The sequence below is a fragment of the Pseudomonas sp. CCI4.2 genome (assembly GCF_034350045.1).
In the GTDB taxonomy this organism is placed as follows: Bacteria; Pseudomonadota; Gammaproteobacteria; order Pseudomonadales; family Pseudomonadaceae; genus Aquipseudomonas.
This window is the reverse complement of sequence record NZ_CP133781.1, coordinates 2,831,658-2,849,380: the sequence shown is the minus strand read 5'-3', so window position 1 is coordinate 2,849,380 and position 17,723 is coordinate 2,831,658. Positions and strand designations below refer to the sequence as shown.

Sequence of the window (17,723 nt, the reverse complement as noted above, 5' to 3'; positions counted from 1 at the left end):
TGATTTTATATTGCATGACCGCAGGGCTTTATTCACAGACCCCTTACCGACAAGCACAGCGTGTCGGGTGACACTGAGTCGCAGCATTCGCAGGCAAGCCTTTTCCCAGAGGATCAAGGTTTGCGTGATGTAGCTTGGCCGCACGGCCTTTATTGAAGGCCTGGGCGGCACAAAAGTCGATGGGATCTCAAATCTCGCCCACAAAAAAGGGCGACCGAAGTCGCCCTTTTTCTATGGTTAATCAGAACTTAGTTCTGTTTTTCCATTTGTGCGCGAAGCAGGTCACCAATGGTGGTAGGACCTGTGCTTTCCGCAGCTTCTGGCTTAGTGCGCAGGCTTTGGATTGCTTCCTTCTCGTCTTCAACGTCTTTCGACTTGATAGACAATTGGATTACGCGGCTCTTGCGATCAACACTGATGATCTTGGCTTCAACTTCTTCGCCTTCTTTCAGAACGTTACGCGCGTCTTCAACGCGGTCACGGCTGATTTCGGAGGCTTTCAGAGTAGCTTCGATGTCGTCGGCCAGAGTGATGATGGCGCCTTTGGCGTCAACTTCTTTAACGATACCGCGAACGATAGCGCCTTTGTCGTTGACCATCACGTACTCAGAGAACGGATCGCTTTCCAGCTGCTTGATACCGAGCGAGATGCGTTCGCGCTCTGGATCAACAGACAGGATGACGGTGTCGAGCTCGTCGCCCTTCTTGAAGCGACGTACGGCTTCTTCGCCCACTTCGTTCCAAGAGATATCGGACAGATGAACCAGGCCGTCGATGCCGCCGTCCAGACCAATGAAGATACCGAAATCGGTGATCGACTTGATGGTGCCGGAGATTTTATCGCCCTTGTTGAACTGGCCAGAGAAATCTTCCCATGGGTTAGATTTGCACTGCTTGATGCCGAGGGAGATACGACGACGCTCTTCGTCGATGTCCAGAACCATAACTTCCACTTCGTCGCCAACTTGTACGACTTTTGAAGGGTGGATGTTTTTGTTGGTCCAGTCCATTTCGGAAACGTGTACCAGGCCTTCAACGCCTTCTTCCAGCTCAGCGAAGCAGCCGTAGTCGGTCAGGTTGGTAACACGGGCGGTAACGCGAGTGCCTTCTGGGTAGCGAGCTTTGATAGCGACCCATGGATCTTCGCCCAACTGCTTCAGACCCAAGGAAACACGATTGCGTTCGCGATCGTACTTCAGGACTTTTACATCGATCTCATCGCCAACATTGACGATTTCCGATGGATGCTTGATACGCTTCCAAGCCATGTCGGTAATGTGCAGCAGGCCATCGACGCCACCCAGATCGACGAATGCGCCGTAATCGGTGAGGTTTTTGACGATACCTTTGACTTGTTGGCCTTCCTGCAAGGATTCCAGCAGAGCTTCACGCTCAGCGCTGTTCTCAGCTTCAAGGACGCTACGGCGAGAAACGACAACGTTGTTGCGTTTCTGGTCGAGTTTGATGACCTTGAATTCGAGTTCTTTGCCTTCCAGGTGAGTCGTGTCACGCACTGGGCGTACGTCAACCAGAGAACCAGGCAGGAACGCACGGATGCCGTTAACGTCGACAGTGAAGCCGCCTTTAACCTTACCGTTGATAACGCCCTTGACCACTTCTTCAGCTGCGAAAGCCGCTTCCAGAACGATCCAGCACTCAGCACGCTTGGCTTTTTCGCGGGACAGCTTGGTTTCGCCAAAGCCATCTTCGACCGCGTCCAGTGCAACGTGCACTTCGTCGCCGATCTTGATGGTCAGCTCGCCAGCATCGTTATGGAACTGCTCTAGCGGGATGAGGCCTTCAGATTTGAGACCGGCGTGAACCGTCACCCATCCAGCCTGGTAATCGATATCAACGATGATCGCGGTGATGATCGAACCGGCCTGAAGGTTGAGGGTCTTTAGGCTTTCTTCAAAAAGTTCTGCAAAGCTTTCGCTCATTTTAATTCCTGTTGATCAAGGGCGAAGAATACGCCCATCTGCCACATTCCAGACAACGTGGGTTTCGTTCAAGTAAAAGAAGCCTGTGGGACTATGACTGGTCTCCCACACGCTTCTTCTTGTCATCCGGCGATATCGCGAATCGCGACTTCACTCAAGATGCGTTCCAACACCTGCTCAATCGATAATTCGGTGGAATCCAGCTGTATGGCGTCATGCGCCGGTTTAAGCGGGGCTACCGCACGCTGGGTGTCACGCTCATCGCGTGCACATATCTCATCTAGCAGACTCGACAGACTAACATCATCACCCTTGGCCTTCAACTGCAAGTAACGGCGACGTGCACGCTCCTCGGGTGTGGCCGTCAGAAAAATCTTCAGCGGAGCATCCGGAAATACCACGGTGCCCATGTCACGGCCGTCCGCTACCAAGCCCGGAGCCTCCAGAAAAGCACGCTGGCGCTGGAGCAATGCGTCGCGCACGGCCGGCAGTGACGCGACTTGCGAGGCACCGTTGCCGATCTGTTCATTGCGGATGGCGTGGGTAACGTCTTCGCCTTCAAGGGTAATGCGTTGCCCGTGGTCATCGTTGCCTGCGTTGAACTGGACGTCCAGATGAGCGGCCAGTAACTTCAATGCTTCTTCGTTGGTCAGGTCGACGCCGTGGTTGCGCGCCGCAAAGGCCAACAGGCGATAAAGCGCCCCGGAATCGAGCAGACACCAGCCCAGGTGCTTGGCTAATTTGCCCGCCACGGTGCCTTTGCCGGAGCCGCTAGGTCCGTCGATTGTAATAACTGGAGGCTGAACCTTCACGACTGTGCCTCTTGTGCTACTCGCATGCCGACTTGCGCACACAGTGCAAGGAAGTTGGGGAAAGACGTGGCGACGTTGGCGCAGTCATGAATGCGGATCGGTGCCGATGCGCGCAAAGAGGCAACACTGAAAGCCATGGCGATACGGTGGTCGCCGTGACCGTTGACTTCACCGCCGCTGAACGCTACGGCGCCGGAACCGGCGCCATCAATGATAATGCCGTCCGGTGTCGGTTCGGCTTGAACGCCCAACGCGAGCAAACCATCGGCCATCACTTGAATGCGGTCCGACTCTTTGACGCGCAATTCTTCCGCGCCACGCAGAACGGTCCGTCCGTCGGCGCAGGCCGCCGCAACGAACAGCACCGGGAATTCGTCGATAGCCAAGGGCACCAGCTCTTCAGGAATGTCGATACCTTTAAGTTTCGCCGAGCGTACGCGCAAGTCCGCTACAGGCTCGCCGCCAACTTCACGCTGATTTTCAAGCGTGATGTCAGCCCCCATCAAACGAAGAATGTCGATGACACCAGTACGGGTCGGGTTGATGCCGACGTGCTCCAGCAACAAGTCCGAGTCCTCGGCAATAGACGCCGCGACCAAAAAGAACGCAGCCGACGAAATATCCGCCGGCACTTCGATGTGGGTAGCGGTCAGCGTATGGCCGGATTCAACCGACGCAGTGCTGCCCTGGGTGCTGACGGGGTAGCCAAAGCCACGCAGCATGCGTTCGGTGTGATCGCGGGTCGGCGCAGGCTCAGTTACACGGGTCTGACCTTCGGCGTACAGCCCTGCCAGTAACAAGCAGGATTTAACCTGCGCACTCGCCATTGGCATGGTGTAAGTCAAGCCAGTCAGACGCTTGCCGCCACGGATGGTCATCGGTGGACGACCTTCGGCAGCGGTCTCGATTACTGCGCCCATTTCCCGCAAAGGATTGGCCACTCGGTTCATCGGACGCTTGGACAGCGATGCGTCGCCGGTCAATGTGCTGTCGAAGCTCTGTGCTGCAAGCAAACCCGACAATAGGCGCATCGAGGTGCCGGAGTTACCCAGATAGATCGGGCCGGGAGCCGCTTTCAGCCCGTGTAGGCCAACACCGTGAATGGTCACGCGACCATGGTTCGGGCCTTCGATGACCACGCCCATGTCACGGAACGCTTGCAGGGTTGCCAGCGCGTCCTCTCCTTCGAGGAAGCCTTCGACTTCGGTCGTGCCTTCAGCCAGTGAGCCGAGCATGATCGAGCGGTGAGAAATTGATTTGTCGCCTGGCACTCGGATACGTCCGGAAACGCGTCCACCAGGGTTAGCCAGGAAAATCAGGTCGTTGGAGTTCATAGCGTCCACATAGGCCCGACGGGCCAGGATTTTACTGAAATGCTCGCGAGCAACACGGGCGCGGGTGAAAACGCCCAACAATTGGTGCCCATCCCCTGCATCGACCGCGTCGCGCAAGGCGTCGAGGTCGCTGCGAAATGTATCTAATGTGCGTAACACCGCCTCGCGATTGGCGAGGAAGATGTCGTGCCACATCACCGGATCACTCCCGGCGATCCTTGTGAAATCGCGGAAACCGCCCGCTGCGTATCGAAAGATGTCCAGGTTCTCGTTGCGTTTGGCCAGCGAATCGACCAAACCAAACGCCAGCAAATGCGGCAAATGACTGGTGGCGGCCAACACTTCGTCGTGGCGCTCAACCTGCATGTGCTCGACGTCTGCCCCCAGCTCCGACCACAGTCGGTCGACCAGGGCCAAAGCCGTCGGGTCAGTATCGGCCAACGGCGTCAAAATCACTTTATGCCGACGGAACAACTGGGCATTGGAAGCTTCCACCCCGCTCTGCTCAGACCCGGCAATCGGATGCCCCGGCACGAACCGCACAGGACATTCACCAAACGCCAGCCGCGCCGCACGCACCACATTGCCTTTGGCGCTGCCGACATCGGTCAACACCGCATCACCGAGTTCGAAGCGAGCCAACAACGTCAGCAGTTTTTCCATCGCCAGAATAGGCACAGCGAGCATGATCACGTCAGCGCCGCGACAAGCGGCAGCAATGTCCTCCTCGCAGCGATCTACAACACCCAGCTCAACCGCCAGTAGGCGGGAGCGCGGATCCAGATCGACGCCAACGACTTCGCCGCACAGCCCGCTCTCCCGCAGCCCTTTGGCAAACGAACCGCCGATCAAACCGAGGCCGATCACCACTAGGCGACCGATCATAGGCCGGGCTGATTGCACTGATATGACATCAACCACGCGCCAGAACCTTCGCCAGCGCGTCGAGAAAACGCAGGTTTTCGCTTGGCAATCCAATGCTCACCCGCAGGTGGTTAGGCATGCCATAACCACCGATCGGACGCACGATCACGCCTTCATTGAGCAACCCCTGATACACCGAGGCACCTTCACGACCGAGGTCGACGGCGAGGAAGTTGGCTTTTGACGCAATCCAGCTCAAGCCCAGCTCGCGCAATCCTTGCTCCAACAGGTGCATGCCCACTTCGTTCAGGCGACGGCTTTGGGCCACGTACTCGACATCGTCCAACGCGGCGCACGCGGCAGCCAGTGCAAGGCTGTTCACGTTGAACGGCTGGCGGACGCGATTGAGTACGTCCGCAACCGCAGGCGACGATAGCCCGTATCCAACGCGCAACGATGCCAAGCCGTAGGCTTTGGAAAACGTGCGCGAGACCAGCAAATTGGGGTACTGCGCCAAATAATCCAGGCCGTTTGGCAAATCTGTGCCGGCGGCGTACTCGATGTAGGCCTCATCCAGCACAACCAACACGTTTGCCGGAACGTCGGCGAGGAAATCAGCCAAGGCGCTCGGACCGAACCAGGTGCCGGTGGGGTTATTTGGGTTAGCGATAAATACGACACGGGTGTTGCTATCAATAGCAGCCAGCATGGCAGGCAGGTCATGGCCCCAGTCTTTGGCGGGCGCGACGTGAGCGTCAGCACCTACCGCCTGGGTGACGATGGGATAAATCGCAAACGCGTGCTCACTGAACACCGCGTTTAACCCCGGCGCCAAGTAAGCACGGGCGACCAACTCAAGGATGTCGTTGGAGCCATTGCCCAACGTCACTTGATTGGCCTGCACGCCACAGCGCTCAGACAGTTGCGCTTTAAGGTTGAAACCGTTGCCGTCCGGGTAGCGCGTCAGCTCGGCTAACTCGCGGTGAATCGCCGCCAACACCTTTGGGCTCGCGCCCAGCGGGTTTTCGTTACTGGCCAGCTTAATGATGCTGGCCGGGGCGATGTTCAGCTCACGCGCCAATTCGTCTACAGGCTTTCCCGGGACGTAGGGTGAAAGTTTTTGCACGCCCGGCTGTGCCAGGGCAAGGAAGTCGCCGCTCATGTCACTACCCCTTTAAAGAACCGCTTTCGGGTATGAGCCGAGCACTTTGAGCGCCACTGCTTCCTGACTGATCTGTTCCAGCACGGCCTTGATCAGTGGGTCGCGGTGATGACCCACGAAGTCGATAAAGAACACGTAGGTCCATTTACCGCTGCGTGAAGGTCGAGTCTCGATGCGCGTCAGGTCAATGCCGTTCTGATGGAATGGCACCAACAACTCATGCAACGCACCAGGCTTGTTGCTCATCGAAACGATAATCGAGGTCTTGTCGTCGCCCGTAGGCGGCACTTCTTGACTGCCAATGATCAGGAAACGCGTGGCGTTGTCCGGACGGTCTTCGATTTTTTCGGCGATACGCGTCAGGCCATACAGTCCAGCGGCCATATCGCCGGCAATCGCGGCCGAACTCCACTCACCCTTCACCCGTTTGGCGGCTTCGGCGTTACTGGCAACCGCTATACGCTCGACATTCGGGTAATGCGCGTCCAGCCACTTGCGGCACTGGGCCAGGGACTGAGCGTGGGAATAGATGCGGCTGATGCTGTCGGTCTTGGTGTTTTCACCGATCAACAAATGATGGTGGATACGCAACTCGACTTCGCCACAGATCACCATGTCGTGTTCGAGGAAGCTGTCGAGGGTGTGATTGACCGCGCCTTCGGTGGAGTTTTCCACCGGTACCACGCCAAAATTCACCGCACCGGCTGCGACTTCGCGGAACACTTCATCGATAGCCGCCATCGGCAAGCTGATCACTGCGTGACCAAAGTGCTTCATCGCCGCGGCTTGGGTGAAGGTGCCTTCCGGACCGAGGTAAGAGACTTTCAACGGCTGCTCAAGCGCCAGGCAGGAGGACATGATTTCGCGGAACAAACGCGCCATTTCCTCGTTGCCCAGCGGCCCTTTGTTGCGTTCCATCACGCGCTTGAGCACTTGCGCTTCGCGTTCTGGACGATAGAAAACCGGCACTTCGCCTTCCGCCAGCGAGGCCATTTTCACCCGTGCAACTTCTTGCGCACAGCGGGCACGCTCACTGATCAGCTCCAGGACTTGTTCGTCCAGGCTGTCGATGCGTATCCGCAGCGCCTTGAGTTCTTGTTCAGACATTAGCCGTGTTCCTTCTCGAACTCTGCCATGTAATCCACCAAGGCATTGACCCCGTGGATATCAACGGCGTTATAGATGGAGGCACGCATGCCGCCCACCGAACGATGGCCCTTGAGATTGAGCAGGCTGCGCGCCTCGGCGCCGATCAGGAATGGCTTGTCCAGACGGTCATCGGCCAAGCGGAACGGCACGTTCATCCACGAGCGATCGGTTTTGTTGATCGGGTTGCTGTACAGCCCACTGGCGTCGATGAAATCGTACAGCGTGCGCTGCTTGAGGTCATTGCGTTTGCCCATGGCATCGACGCCGCCCTGCTCCTTGAGCCATTCGAATACCAGACCCGACAGGTACCAAGACAAGGTGGGCGGTGTGTTGTACATAGACGCGTTATCGGCGGCGACTTTGTAGTTGAGCATCGTCGGGCAGATCGAACGGGCACGCCCGAGCAAGTCTTCGCGAATGATCACGACGACGATACCGCTAGGACCGATGTTCTTTTGTGCGCCAGCGTAGATCATGCCGAACTTGGAGACGTCTACCGGCCGCGACAGGATGTCCGAGGACATGTCCGCCACCAGCGGAACATCACCAGTCTCGGGAATCCAGTCAAACTCCAGACCACCGATGGTTTCATTGGGTGCGTAGTGAACGTAGGCAGCGTCTTTGGACAACTTCCACTCGTTCTGACCCGGAATAGCGAAATAGTCGTAAGGCTTGGCACTGGCGGCGACGTTGACGTTGCCGAAGCGCGAAGCTTCTTCGATTGCTTTCTGCGACCAGATACCGGTGTCAATGTAATCGGCGGTGGCGTCTTCAGGCAGCAGGTTCAGCGGAATTTGTGCAAATTGCTGGCTTGCGCCGCCTTGCAGGAACAACACTTTATAGTTCGAGGGAACGTTCAGAAGGTCGCGCAGATCTTGCTCGGCCTTGTTGGCAATGGAGACGAATTCATCGCTGCGATGACTCATTTCCATGACAGACAGGCCTTTGCCATGCCAGTCCAACAGTTCCGCCTGGGCGCGCAGCAGAACAGCTTCAGGGAGCGCGGCAGGACCTGCGCAGAAGTTAAAAGCTCGCTTGCTCATATCCACTCTCGTCAAAGGCTTGGGTCTGTATCAAACCATTCGCAGGCAAGCCTGCTCCCACAGGGTCATGTGGGACAGGAGATCGCAGTTCAATTGTAGGAGCGGGCTTGCTCGCGATGGATCGCGAGGCGGTCCCGATTTGAGACCGCACCGCGGCTGATCGCGAGCAAGCCCGCTCCTACAGGTATCGCATTACTCTTCTTCTGGGGTATCGCCTTGCAAGGTATCGGACGCTTCATCAGCGTCCGGTACGATCAAATCATCGTCAGCTTCGAGCACTTCGCCATCAAGCTCTTCACCTTCGAGTTCTTCACCTTCAACTTCTGAAGGTTCCTGAACCCGCTCAAGGCCCACCAGTTTTTCGTCGCTGGCCAACTTGATCAGGGTCACGCCCTGGGTGTTACGCCCCAGACTTGAAACTTCATCGACACGGGTGCGAACCAAGGTGCCCTGGTCGGAAATCAACATGATTTCTTCGCCATCGAGCACTTGTACCGCGCCGACCAGACGGCCGTTACGCTCGTTGCTGACCATGGCGATAACGCCCTGCCCGCCCCGTTTGTACTCTGGGAACTCGGTAATCGCGGTGCGCTTGCCGAAACCACGTTCGGAGGCCGTCAGGATCTGACTGCCTTCCTCCGGGATCAACATCGAGATCAGTTTCTGACCTTCTGGCAGACGCATGCCGCGCACACCGCGAGCGGTACGGCCCATAGCGCGAACGTCGGACTCTTTAAAGCGCGTGACCTTGCCGCCGTCCGAGAACAACATGACTTCTCGCTCGCCATCGGTGATAGCGGCAGAAATCAGGATGTCACCTTCGTCCAGCTCCAGTGCGATCAGGCCAACACTGCGTTGACGGCTGAATTGCACCAGCGGGGTTTTCTTCACCGTACCATTGGCGGTCGACATGAAGATGAACGGCGCCTTCTTCCGGTCTTCGGCCTTGATACGTGCTTTGCGATCTTCTTCGGTTTCGTCAGTCGCGGTGTCGTCCGATTCCACGGTGATGACATCGTCACCGCCTTCTTCTTCGGATTTCTTGCGCATGGCTTCCATGTCTACCGGCAGCATGGTGGTGATGTACTCACCCTCACTCAGCGGCAGCAGGTTGACCAACGGACGACCACGGGCAGCGCGGGACGCTTCCGGAATTTCGTAAGTCTTGAGCCAGTAAACCTTGCCCTTGCTGGAGAACATCAACAACGTGGTGTGGCTGTTGGCGACCAGCAGGTGCGCGATGTAGTCCTCATCCTTGACGCCGGTAGCCGACTTACCTTTACCGCCACGGCGTTGAGCCTGGTAGACGGCCAATGGCTGGGTCTTGGCATAGCCGCCGTGAGAGATGGTAACAACCCGCTCTTCTTCGGTGATCAAGTCGCCCAGGGTCAGGTCCAGACGGGCATCGAGAATCTCGGTGCGACGTACATCGCCGTATTCTGCGCGGATCAGCTCAAGTTCTTCGCGGATGATTTCCATCAAACGCTCGGCACTGTTGAGGATGCGCAGCAGCTCGCCGATCTGGGTCAGGATTTCCTGATATTCGGTCAGCAGTTTTTCGTGTTCGAGACCGGTCAAACGGTGCAAGCGCAGTTCAAGAATCGCCTGAGCCTGTTCTGGCGACAGGAAATACTTGCCATCGCGTAAACCGTATTGCGGGTCAAGGTTGTCCGGGCGGCAAGAATCGGCGCCGGCACGTTCGACCATTTCGACAACAGCACTGGATTCCCAAGGCGTCGCGATCAATGCCACTTTGGCTTCAGCCGGTGTCGGCGAGGCCTTGATCAGCGCGATAACCGGGTCGATGTTCGACAAGGCAACGGCTTGACCTTCAAGCAAATGACCCCGTTCACGGGCTTTACGCAGCTCGAAAACGGTACGGCGGGTAACCACTTCACGGCGGTGACGAACGAAAGCTTCCAGCAGGTCCTTGAGGTTCAGGATCCGTGGCCGGCCATCGATCAACGCAACGATGTTGATACCGAAAACGCTTTGCAGCTGGGTTTGGGCGTAGAGGTTGTTCAAAACAACTTCAGGGACTTCACCACGGCGTAGCTCGATAACGACGCGCATACCGTCTTTGTCAGACTCGTCGCGCAGTTCGGTAATACCTTCGAGCTTCTTCTCTTTGACCAGCTCAGCGATCTTCTCGATCAGACGTGCTTTGTTGAGCTGGTAAGGCAATTCAGTGATAACGATTTGCTGACGACCGCCGACCTTGTCGATGTCTTCGATCATCGAGCGCGCACGCATGTAAATGCGCCCGCGGCCGGTGCGATAGGCTTCGACGATACCGGCGCGACCGTTGATGATCGCAGCAGTCGGGAAGTCAGGACCGGGGATGAACTGCATCAGCTCATCAATGGTGATGTCAGCGTTATCGATCAGCGCCAGGCAACCATCAATGACTTCACCGAGGTTGTGCGGCGGAATGTTGGTCGCCATGCCCACGGCGATACCGCTGGAGCCGTTGACCAACAAGTTGGGAATGCGGGTCGGCATGACCGCAGGGATCATTTCGGTGCCGTCGTAGTTCGGCACCCAATCCACGGTTTCTTTATGCAGGTCGGCCAGCAGCTCATGGGCCAACTTGGTCATGCGCACTTCGGTGTATCGCATGGCCGCAGCGTTGTCGCCGTCAACCGAGCCGAAGTTGCCTTGACCGTCTACCAGCAGGTAGCGCAAGGAGAATGGCTGCGCCATCCGTACGATCGTGTCGTAAACGGCCGTGTCGCCATGCGGGTGATACTTACCGATAACGTCGCCGACCACACGGGCAGATTTCTTGTACGGCTTGTTCCAGTCGTTGCCCAATTCGCTCATTGCGAACAGTACACGCCGATGCACGGGCTTCAAGCCGTCGCGCGCATCAGGCAATGCTCGACCGACGATGACGCTCATCGCGTAGTCGAGGTAGGACTGTTTCAGCTCGTCTTCGATATTGACCGGGAGGATTTCTTTGGCCAGTTCGCCCATGAGAAGCCTGATTCCTTTTTCTGGTGAAACTTCGTCGTCCATGCGGGAAGAACGAAGCTCGCCGCAGCAGGCGTTTGCCATGCAGCGACTTACGGCAAATTAACGAGTTGTGCCATGGATCTGCGCAGTGAAGGCAGGCGCATCGCGGTACCTTGGAAACCGCCGGATATTATCACAATCGCGATCAGGGACCTATCCCCTGAAAGCCTGCCAAACCACTAATCGATGAGTGATCGCGCTTTATAGCGCCTCTGAGGGGCTTGGAGCCTATTGGTGAAAGCTGTAGGAGCCAATGTGCTGGCGAGGGTCCTGCTGCCGCAAGACCTCAAAAGCTCGCCAACACGTTGGCTTTCACAGAGGACACACTCAATGCAACCGCTTGCGGCACATCAGCTGGGTCATTTTTGCGGTGTCGGGGCGCTCGACGATGCCTTTTTCGGTGACGATGGCGTCAATCAAATCCGCCGGGGTGACGTCGAAGACCGGGTTAAACGCGTCTACATCAGCCCCTACACGCTGCCCCCCGAGTTCCAGCAGCTCGCGACCGTCACGTTCTTCGATGGGAATGTCATCGCCACTGTCTAGTGTCATGTCGATGGTTGAGCTCGGCGCGACAACCATGAAACGCACGCCGTGGTGCATGGCTGCGACGGCCAGTTGATAGGTGCCGATTTTGTTCGCCACGTCGCCATTGGCAGTAATGCGGTCGGCACCGACGATCACCCAGGTAATCCCTTTGGTTTTCATCAAATGGGCCGCCGCCGAGTCAGCATTGACGGTGACCGGAATGCCTTCGTTAGCCAATTCCCACGCGGTCAAACGCGAACCTTGCAGCCAAGGCCGGGTTTCATCGGCATAGACGCGCTCGATCATGCCCTCAAGGTGCGCCGCTCGAATCACGCCCAATGCCGTGCCGAAACCGCCCGTGGCCAGCGCGCCGGTATTGCAGTGAGTCAACACGGTTTGCAGGTTGCCCTGGTGCTTGCGAATCAGGTCGGCACCGAGCTGAGCCATGGTCAGGTTGGCTTCGCGGTCGCTGAGGTGAATGGCCACCGCTTCTGCTTCCAACGCAGCCAACGGCGATTCGTTGCCTTTGAGCCGCGCCAGGCGATCGCGCATCCGGTTCAACGCCCAGAACAGGTTGACCGCCGTCGGGCGCGAATTAGCGAGCAAGGCGAAGTCTTCCACCAGCGCCATGGCCCAGTCGCCGCCTGCGGCGAACCGCGCTCGCGCCGCCAAGACAATAGCGTAGGCAGCACTGATGCCAATCGCCGGCGCGCCGCGCACGACCATTGAACGAATCGCTTCAGCCACACCGGCCGCGGTGGTGTAGGTGTGCCAGGTCTCTTCAAACGGCAACACGCGCTGATCAAGCAGATGCAGGGCATCGTCCCGCCAATCGATGGCTATCACTTTCTCTGCAGCCAATAGTCGATCGCGCATCTCTCACCCCATTACTCAATAAAACCAAAAACAAAAAAGCTGGAAACCAAAAGCCGCCGATTATAGCGAGCCGACCATCAAGACGCTCGGGTATACTTCGCCGTTCCCGTCTCTGTCCCCTTATATATAAAGAAAGCCAAGCTCTGGATGCCCGCCATGCCCAACGCTGCTGCCCCCCTCGACCTGTTGCTCTTGCCCACTTGGCTAGTGCCGGTCGAACCTGCTGGCGTGGTACTTAAAGAACATGGCCTTGGCATTCGCGATGGCCTTATCGTCTACATCGGCCCGAGGGCCGAAGCGCTGAAACAGCAAGCAGTGGAAGTCCGCGAACTGCCGGGCATGTTGCTCAGCCCCGGCTTGATCAATGCCCATGGGCACGCTGCCATGACGCTGTTTCGCGGTTTGGCCGACGATTTGCCGCTGATGACGTGGCTGGAAAACCATATCTGGCCGGCCGAAGGCAAATGGGTTGATGAAGCTTTTGTCCGTGACGGCACCGACTTGGCCATCGCCGAGCAACTTAAAGGCGGCATCACCTGCTTTTCTGACATGTACTTCTACCCGCAAGTTGCCAGCGAGCGCGTGCACAACAGTGGCATCCGCGCACAAATCACCGTGCCGGTACTGGATTTCCCGATTCCTGGCGCACGCACCACTGACGAGGCGTTGCATAAGGGCGTCGAGCTGTTCAACGATCTCAAGCACCACCCGCGAATCAAAATTGCATTCGGCCCCCATGCGCCATACACCATTTGCGATGAGAACCTGGAAAAAATCCGCGTTCTTGCTGACGAACTCGACGCAATGATTCACATGCACGTGCATGAGACCGCCTTCGAAGTAGAACAATCCGTTGAACAGCTCAATGAGCGGCCACTGGCACGCCTGAACCGCCTGGGCCTCTTGGGACCGCGTTTTCAAGCGGTGCACATGACACAGGTCAGCGACGAAGACCTGGCCTTACTGGTAGAAAGCAACTCCAGCGTGATTCACTGCCCAGAATCAAACCTGAAGCTGGCCAGCGGTTTTTGCCCCGTAGAACGGCTCTGGCAGGCGGGTGTCAATGTCGCGGTCGGTACCGACGGCGCCGCCAGTAATAACGACTTGGACGTACTGGGCGAAACACGCACGGCGGCCTTGCTGGCCAAAGCAGTCGCCGGCTCCGCCACCGCGCTGGACGCACACCGAGCCCTGCGCATGGCGACGCTCAATGGCGCGCGAGCCATGGGCATCCAGGCCGAGACCGGCTCACTGGAAATTGGCAAAGCCGCTGATATCGTCGCGTTCGACCTGTCCGGGCTGGCCCAGCAACCGGTATATGATCCGGTGTCGCAGCTTATCTATGCCACCGGCCGCGATTGCGTGACCCATGTCTGGGTAGCGGGCAAACAATTGCTCGACGACAAACGCCTGACCCGCATGGACGAACAGGCGCTGTGTGACACCGCCAAAGCGTGGGGCCAGCGAATATCGGGCCATACTACAAGCCAAACCGAATGATGACTGTCCGGGTCCAAATGCCCGGACAAGACGAAAGAATCGAGTTTTTGAGGATCACCCATGAGCAACGTCGACCACGCAGAAATCGCCAAATTCGAAGCCTTGGCCCATCGCTGGTGGGACCGCAATAGCGAGTTCAAACCGCTGCATGACATCAATCCATTGCGGGTTAACTGGATCGACGAACGGGTCAATCTGGCGGGCAAAACCGTGCTCGATGTCGGTTGCGGTGGTGGCATCCTCAGCGAAGCCATGGCCCAGCGCGGCGCCACGGTCATGGGTATCGACATGGGTGAAGCGCCGCTGGCCGTGGCGCGCTTGCATCAGTTGGAATCCGGCGTGACGGTAGATTACCGCCAGATCACTGCCGAAGACCTCGCCGACGAAATGCCTGAACAGTTTGACGTGGTGACCTGCCTGGAAATGCTCGAACACGTACCGGATCCTTCGTCGGTGATTCGTGCCTGCTTCCGTATGGTCAAACCGGGCGGCCAAGTGTTCTTTTCCACCCTGAACCGCAACCCTAAGGCGTTTTTGTTCGCCATTGTCGGCGCCGAATACATCATGGGCTTGCTGCCGCGCGGCACTCACGACTTCAAGAAGTTTATCCGCCCGTCGGAACTGGGGGCCTGGAGTCGCGAAGCGGGCTTGCAGGTCAAGGACATCATTGGTCTGACCTACAACCCCCTGACCAAGCATTACAAGCTGGCGTCCGACGTCGACGTCAACTACATGATCCAGACCCTTCGAGAGGCATAAACCTATGCGTTTGAGAGCGGTTTTATTCGACATGGACGGCACGCTGCTCGATACCGCGCCGGATTTCATCGCCATCTGCCAAAGCATGCTTGCCGACCGAGGTTTTGCACCAGTGTCGGACAAGTTGATACGTGATGAAATTTCCGGCGGTGCCAAGGCGATGGTCGCAGCAACCTTTGCGCTCTCACCAACCGCCCCGGAGTTCGAAGCGTTGCGTCTGGAGTTTCTCGAACGCTACCAAGTTGACTGCGCCGTCCACAGTAAGCTGTTCGATGGCATGGCTGAGCTGTTGGCCGACATCGAAAAGGCTAACCTGATCTGGGGTGTGGTGACCAATAAACCCATGCGTTTCGCCCTGCCGATCATGGAGCAACTGGGCTTGGCTGAACGTTCAGCCATCCTGATTTGCCCGGACCACGTGACCCACAGCAAGCCGCACCCTGAGCCGCTGATTCTTGCCTGCCAGATGCTTGAGCTGGACCCGGCCAGCGTGTTGTTTGTCGGCGATGACCTGCGCGACATCGAATCCGGCCGCGACGCCGGGACCAAAACTGCGGCGGTACGCTACGGCTACATCCACCCGCACGACAATCCAAATCATTGGGGCGCCGACGTCGTCGTCGATCACCCTCTGGACCTGCGCAAAGTGCTGGATAACGCGCTGTGTAGCTGCTGATTTAACCCGATCAAAAGACCCTCTGTGGGAGCCAACGTGTTGGCGAAGGGCTTGGCACGGTTTGCCTGACACGCCGTCTCGCCAACACGTTGGCTCCGACAGAGCTGCGTTCATTTTCCAGTGAGGTTTTTCATGTTTGATTATTCTGCACGCCCTGAACTGCTCAAGGATCGGGTTATTCTGGTGACCGGCGCCGGTCGTGGCATCGGTGCCGCTGCCGCCAAAACCTACGCCGCGCACGGTGCCACTGTGTTGTTGCTCGGCAAGACCGAAGCCAACCTGACCCAGGTCTATGACGAAATCGAAGCGGCAGGCCATCCTCAGCCGGCTGTCATTCCGTTCAATCTCGAAACCGCGCTGCCGCATCAATACGATGAGCTGGCGGCGATGATCGAAACCGAGTTTGGGCACTTGGACGGTTTGCTGCATAACGCGTCGATCATCGGCCCACGCACCCCGATAGAGCAGTTGTCAGGCGAAAACTTCATGCGCGTGATGCACGTCAACGTCAACGCGATGTTTATGCTAACCGCCACCCTGCTGCCGCTGCTGAAGCTGTCCGCTGATGGTTCGGTGATCTTTACCTCAAGCAGCGTCGGACGCAAAGGGCGCGCGTACTGGGGTGGCTACGGCGTGTCCAAGTTCGCCACCGAAGGCCTGATGCAAACCTTGGCCGACGAGCTGGAAAACGTCGCGCCGGTTCGTTCTAACAGCATCAACCCCGGCGCCACACGCACCAGCATGCGGGCCCATGCTTATCCGGGTGAAAACCCTAATGCCAATCCTGTTCCCGAAGCCATCATGCCGGTGTACCTGTATTTGATGGGTCCAGACAGTACCGGAATCAACGGTCAGGCATTCGACGCTCAATAACAGTGAAATCAAACAACGCGTTACCCTGCCCACCTAACGACGGTTTTATGTCTCTTGGTGGGCAGTACTAAAAATGAGCACTGTATCGAGTCAAATAAACGACATCGTTTAACATCCTACTTTTTGTGTAACGCCTTAAGCCGCTGATTCATAAACACTTTATTTAACTCAACGGGTTGGCACGACTTTCGCTCTGTCTAGATAAGCATTTATACGGCCTTATCTGTTTTAGGAGTGTCAAGATGAGTTCAGCCCCCCAGACCCGTGCAATCGACTTCGACAACGCTAAATTGCAACGTCTGGGTTTTCGTCAGTTACAGAATGTCGCGCAGTTACCCGCCGACCTGACACAACTGCGCCAGCAACTGGGCCTGCAGTTACAAACCAGCCTCGATGCCGAAAAAATCCTGACGATTTTCTTCCGCGGCATTCAACGCCTGATTCCCCTTGATGGTTTGACGTACGACCAAAGCTCCTCGGACCTGCATTTGAAACTGGGTGAGCGCACCCCTGTTTTTGCAAGCTACACCTTGAGCAGCGAAGGTGAGCACCTGGGTGAGCTGGTGTTTCAACGCAATCGTCGTTTCGCGGAACTCGAACTGACGCAACTGGAGTCGTTACTGACCTGCTTGCTGTTCCCGTTGCGAAACGCCCTGCTTTATCGCGCAGCTACGCAGAGCGCCCTGCGCGACCCGTTGACCAACACCGGTAATCGCGTCGCCATGGATCAGACCTTGAACCGGGAGATCGAACTGGCGCGCCGGCAAAAGAGTCCGCTGTCAGTGCTGATGCTCGATATAGATCACTTCAAGCGGGTGAACGACATGCACGGGCACGCTGTTGGCGATGAAGTCCTTAAGGCCGTAGCCGCCTCAATCAAGAGTCAACTGCGCAATGTCGACCGAGTGTTCAGGTTCGGCGGGGAAGAATTTTTGGTCGTGCTCTCGAACACTGATCGCGAAGCTGCAGTGATGGTCGGCGAACGTTTACGCCAGGCCGCGCAACAACTCACGTATGCGACACCTGATCATCCGGTCACGCTGACGGTCAGCCTCGGTGGCGCCACGTTGCTGCCAGCCGAGTCCGCCGCAAGCCTTCAGCTCAGGGCGGACAGTGCATTGTATGTGGCCAAACGTGAAGGCCGTAATCGTCTGACGATGGCGGGTTAAGCTCGATTAGCTCGATGCGCTTA

At 57.3% G+C, this 17,723-nt stretch carries 13 protein-coding genes; 5 read left to right on the top strand and 8 right to left on the bottom strand.

The features are described from left to right. Positions 1-248 precede the first annotated feature (248 nt). The 8 genes from rpsA to mtnA form a co-directional block, all read right to left on the bottom strand. Positions 249-1,940, bottom strand: a complete 1,692-nt coding sequence (rpsA, locus tag RHM65_RS12935; RefSeq protein WP_322165580.1) for a 30S ribosomal protein S1 — start codon at positions 1,938-1,940, stop codon at positions 249-251. Between the two features lie 122 nt (positions 1,941-2,062). After that, positions 2,063-2,752, bottom strand: coding sequence for a (d)CMP kinase (cmk, locus tag RHM65_RS12930; protein WP_322165581.1), 690 nt, complete (start codon positions 2,750-2,752; stop codon positions 2,063-2,065). Continuing rightward, complete coding sequence (locus RHM65_RS12925) at positions 2,749-4,971, bottom strand: bifunctional prephenate dehydrogenase/3-phosphoshikimate 1-carboxyvinyltransferase (protein ID WP_322165582.1); 2,223 nt, start codon at positions 4,969-4,971, stop codon at positions 2,749-2,751. The genes cmk and RHM65_RS12925 overlap by 4 nt, the downstream gene beginning before the upstream one ends. Positions 4,972-4,999: 28 nt before the next feature. Continuing rightward, positions 5,000-6,112: a histidinol-phosphate transaminase gene (hisC, locus tag RHM65_RS12920; protein WP_322165583.1), complete on the bottom strand. Its 1,113-nt coding sequence runs from the start codon at positions 6,110-6,112 to the stop codon at positions 5,000-5,002. A gap of 12 nt (positions 6,113-6,124) precedes the next feature. Beyond that, a complete protein-coding gene (pheA, locus tag RHM65_RS12915) occupies positions 6,125-7,219 on the bottom strand; it encodes a prephenate dehydratase (RefSeq protein ID WP_322165584.1) in 1,095 nt (364 codons plus the stop codon). Then, positions 7,219-8,304 (bottom strand): 3-phosphoserine/phosphohydroxythreonine transaminase, encoded by a 1,086-nt coding sequence (serC, locus tag RHM65_RS12910; protein WP_322165585.1) that lies wholly within the window; start codon positions 8,302-8,304, stop codon positions 7,219-7,221. The genes pheA and serC overlap by 1 nt, the downstream gene beginning before the upstream one ends. 192 nt (positions 8,305-8,496) lie before the next feature. Continuing rightward, the gene (gene gyrA / locus RHM65_RS12905) at positions 8,497-11,280 is read right to left on the bottom strand and encodes a DNA gyrase subunit A (RefSeq protein ID WP_322165586.1); all 2,784 of its coding nucleotides are present in this window, start codon (positions 11,278-11,280) and stop codon (positions 8,497-8,499) included. Positions 11,281-11,646: 366 nt separating this feature from the next. Next, complete coding sequence (mtnA, locus tag RHM65_RS12900; protein WP_322165588.1) at positions 11,647-12,723, bottom strand: S-methyl-5-thioribose-1-phosphate isomerase; 1,077 nt, start codon at positions 12,721-12,723, stop codon at positions 11,647-11,649. A gap of 156 nt (positions 12,724-12,879) precedes the next feature. Between mtnA and RHM65_RS12895 the strand changes: the two genes are divergently transcribed. The 5 genes from RHM65_RS12895 to RHM65_RS12875 all read left to right on the top strand — a co-directional run bounded on the left by RHM65_RS12895 (position 12,880) and on the right by RHM65_RS12875 (position 17,700). Beyond that, a complete protein-coding gene (locus tag RHM65_RS12895; protein ID WP_322165589.1) occupies positions 12,880-14,223 on the top strand; it encodes a TRZ/ATZ family hydrolase in 1,344 nt (447 codons plus the stop codon). 60 nt (positions 14,224-14,283) lie between these two features. Beyond that, complete coding sequence (gene ubiG / locus RHM65_RS12890; protein ID WP_322165590.1) at positions 14,284-14,982, top strand: bifunctional 2-polyprenyl-6-hydroxyphenol methylase/3-demethylubiquinol 3-O-methyltransferase UbiG; 699 nt, start codon at positions 14,284-14,286, stop codon at positions 14,980-14,982. Positions 14,983-14,986: 4 nt separating this feature from the next. Continuing rightward, positions 14,987-15,658, top strand: a complete 672-nt coding sequence (gene mupP / locus RHM65_RS12885; protein WP_322165591.1) for an N-acetylmuramic acid 6-phosphate phosphatase MupP — start codon at positions 14,987-14,989, stop codon at positions 15,656-15,658. A 132-nt stretch (positions 15,659-15,790) separates the two neighbouring features. Further along, complete coding sequence (locus RHM65_RS12880) at positions 15,791-16,531, top strand: YciK family oxidoreductase (protein WP_322165592.1); 741 nt, start codon at positions 15,791-15,793, stop codon at positions 16,529-16,531. 242 nt (positions 16,532-16,773) lie between these two features. Beyond that, a complete protein-coding gene (locus RHM65_RS12875) occupies positions 16,774-17,700 on the top strand; it encodes a GGDEF domain-containing protein (RefSeq protein WP_322165593.1) in 927 nt (308 codons plus the stop codon). Positions 17,701-17,723 lie beyond the last annotated feature (23 nt).